At 67.4% G+C, this 2,346-nt stretch carries 1 protein-coding gene; it reads right to left on the bottom strand.

All coding sequences use genetic code 11. The features are described 5' to 3' along the window. Positions 1 to 2,308 (bottom strand): efflux RND transporter permease subunit (locus H0W38_RS21105; protein ID WP_292457889.1); only part of this gene is annotated, 2,308 nt, incomplete at its 3' end. Positions 2,309 to 2,346: the final 38 nt, after the last annotated feature.

Genomic DNA, 2,346 nt, shown 5'->3' with positions numbered 1-2,346 from the left:
TGAAGTCGTTCACGTACAGCGAGCCGAGGTAGATCTGCATCGTGTCGAACACGTCGGTCACGGCCACGCCGAGCTGGCGCGCCTTGGTGCGGTCGATGTCGGCGTAGAGCTGCGGCACGTTGACCTGGTAGCTCGAGAACAGCCCGGCGAGCTCCGGCGCCTGCTGCGCCTTGGCCATGAAGGCCTTCACCGCCGCGTCCAGGCCTTCGTAGCCGAGCGAGCCGCGGTCCTCGAGCTGCAGCTTGAAGCCGCCCGTGGTGCCGAGGCCCTGCACCGGCGGCGGCGGGAACATGACGACGAAGGCTTCCTCGATCTGGCTGAACTGCTGGTTCAGGTTGGCGGCGATCGCCGCGGCGCTGAGGCTTGGATCCTTGCGCTTGTCGAAAGACTCGAGCGGCGTGAAGACGATGCCCGAGTTGGAGCTGTTCGTGAAGCCGTTGATCGAGAGCCCCGGGAAGGCGACCGCGTGTTCGACACCGGGGGTCTTCAGTGCGATGTCGCCCATGCGCCGGATCACGTCTTCCGTGCGGTCGAGCGTGGCACCGTCGGGCAACTGCGCGAAGCCGATGAGGTACTGCTTGTCCTGCGCCGGCACGAAGCCGCTGGGCACCGCCTTGAAGAGGCCGAAGGTCACCGCGAGCAGCGCGAGGTACACGCCCATCATCACGGCCTTGCGAGAGATGGCGCGGGTCACGCCGCCGCTGTAGGCTGACGAGCCGCGCTTGAACACGCGGTTGAACGCGCCGAAGAAGCGGCCGAAGAGCCGGTCCATCACACGCGTCAGCCGGTCCTTCGGCGCGTCGTGGCTCTTGAGCAGCAGCGCGGCGAGCGCCGGTGAAAGAGTCAGCGAATTGATCGCCGAGATCACCGTGGAAATCGCGATCGTGAGCGCGAACTGCCGGTAGAACTGCCCCGTGAGCCCGCTGATAAAGGCCAGCGGCACGAACACCGCCACCAGCACCAGCGCGATCGCGATGATCGGCCCCGACACCTCGCGCATCGCGCGGTAGGTCGCCTCGCGCGGGCTCAGGCCCGCTTCGATGTTGCGCTCCACGTTCTCGACCACCACGATCGCGTCATCGACCACGATGCCGATCGCCAGCACGAGGCCGAAGAGGCTCAGCGCGTTGATCGAGAAGCCGAACAGGTGCATGACCGCGAAGGTGCCGATCACCGACACCGGCACGGCCAGCAGCGGGATGATCGACGCGCGCCACGTCTGCAGGAACAGGATCACCACCAGCACCACCAGTGCCACCGCTTCGAGCAGCGTGTGGATCACCGACTCGATGGAGGCGCGCACGAACTGGGTCGGGTCGTACACGATCTCGTAGTCCACGCCCTCGGGCATGTACTGCTTGAGCTCGGCCATCGTCTCGCGCACCTGGTTCGAGATCTCGATGGCGTTGGAGCCGGGCGCCTGGAAGATCGGCACGGCCACGGCCGACTTGTTGTCCAGCAGCGAGCGCAGCGCGTACTCGGCGGCGCCGAGCTCGATGCGGCCCAGGTCGCGCAGCCGCACGACGGCGCCGTCGGCGCCGGTCTTGACGATGATGTCGCCGAACTCCTCCTCGTTCTGCAGCCGGCCCTGCGCATTGATCGAGAGCTGCAGGTCCACGCCCGGCAGGCCGGGCGACGCACCCACCACGCCGGCCGCCGCCTGCACGTTCTGCCCGCGGATCGCCTGCACCACGTCGCTGGCCGACAGGCCCCGCTCGGCCACCTTCTGCGGGTCGAGCCAGATGCGCATGGAGTAGTCGCCCGAGCCGAACAACTGCACCTGGCCCACGCCCTCGATGCGCGCCAGCCGGTCCTTGACATTGAGCACCGCGTAGTTGCGCAGGTAGGTCATGTCGTAGCGGTCGTTCGACGAGAGCAGGTGCACGACCATCGTCAGGTCGGGGGAGCTCTTGACCGTGGTGATGCCCAGGCGGCGCACCTCTTCCGGCAGGCGCGGCTCGGCTTGCGACACGCGGTTCTGCACGAGCTGCTGCGCCTGGTCGGGGTCGGTCCCGAGCCGGAAGGTGACGGTCAACGTCATCAGCCCGTCGGTGGTGGCCTGGCTGCCCATGTAGAGCATGCCCTCGACGCCGTTGATGGCTTCTTCCAGCGGCGTCGCCACGGTCTCGGCGATCACCTTGGGGTTCGCGCCGGGGTACTGCGCACGCACCACCACCGAGGGCGGCACGACCTCGGGGTACTCGGAGATCGGCAGGCCACGCAGCGCGATGAGGCCCGCGATCAGCATCAGCAGCGAGAGCACGCCGGCGAAGATGGGCCGGTCGATGAAGAACTTGGACAGGTTCATGGTTTCCTACCTCTTGTTTGCGGGGCTCGGGCTCGTCG

The organism is Methylibium sp. (assembly GCF_013817365.1).
GTDB lineage: Bacteria > Pseudomonadota > Gammaproteobacteria > Burkholderiales > Burkholderiaceae_C > Methylibium.
Note: the sequence above shows the minus strand (reverse complement) of the source record. Positions and strands in the feature narration are given on the sequence as shown.